The organism is Chryseobacterium sp. OSA05B (assembly GCF_019970065.1).
Taxonomy (GTDB): domain Bacteria; phylum Bacteroidota; class Bacteroidia; order Flavobacteriales; family Weeksellaceae; genus Chryseobacterium.
In genome coordinates this window covers 1-973 of the sequence record NZ_JAHXYH010000030.1, presented here as the reverse complement: position 1 = coordinate 973, position 973 = coordinate 1, and the positions used below count along the sequence as shown (strand labels likewise).

Genomic DNA, 973 nt, shown 5'->3' with positions numbered 1-973 from the left:
TTGCAAAATAATCTTCTACTTTGTATTTAAAATTCCCTTTATCATAGGAAATCAGCTTGTCAAGGGTCTCTTTGGTAGAGGGAAGCGTAGGGTCGCCCGGCAGTTTAGCCGTTGAAGTTTGTGCATTCATCATCATTGCTGACAGTACGATCTGAGCCGCACCAAAAATTTTAATTCTTAAATTCATTTGCTATGTTTTTCATTTGTTTTCGAATAATTTTCACACTATATATTAACTATCAATATTATTTAAATCCTCAAGTTATTATACATATCTCACTTTGCGGATAAGTTTCAATTTATTATTTTTTAAATAATAAAATTATTTACTCCAGATTTATACGTTTATCATTAAAAATCGATAATAGCAAAAAAATATATCTATTTTTTAGAATTAGAGTGATTATTTTAATATTTCTGGAATTGGGAAGTGAATTTAATAGACAAATTTATTAGACAAAAAATAAACTAATTATTAATAATTTATGTCTTCGTAAAACAATTTGTCAACCAAATATTCGAATATTATTTGATGTGCAAATAACTAGAATTTTAATAAATAAAATGCTTCTACAATAGTTAGTATTTGTTATTAAAAAATTAAAAAAAGTTATCAAGTATGTTTTATTGTAAGCATAACTAAGATTCTGAAGGACTACGACGGAGTAACCAGCAATGAAGAATTGTGCCGAGTAAACGACATCAGCAACTAGACTTTCTATTAAATGACGGAACAAGTATGGTGGAATGGAATCCGGTGAGCTAAAACGGCTCAAACAATTAATGCGAAACTGAAAAGGATGTACGCTAACCTTGCCCTGGATTTGGAGGCAGCAAGGTATATTATCGAAAAAAAAGTTTTAAAGCCCTGCCACAAACGGAGTCTGATCGGAGAGCTGCAAAAAGAGTCTGAAATGGTTATTGCAGGGCGTGCCGAATAGTTATAGTTGGAATCAGTCGGATTTCTATGGTT

General features: G+C 30.9%; 1 protein-coding gene. It reads right to left on the bottom strand.

Annotation, left to right across the window (positions count from 1 at the left end; all coding sequences use genetic code 11):
• Positions 1 to 187: hypothetical protein (locus LC419_RS23415; RefSeq protein WP_223609619.1), on the bottom strand; the 187-nt coding region annotated here is incomplete at its 3' end.
• Positions 188 to 973 lie beyond the last annotated feature (786 nt).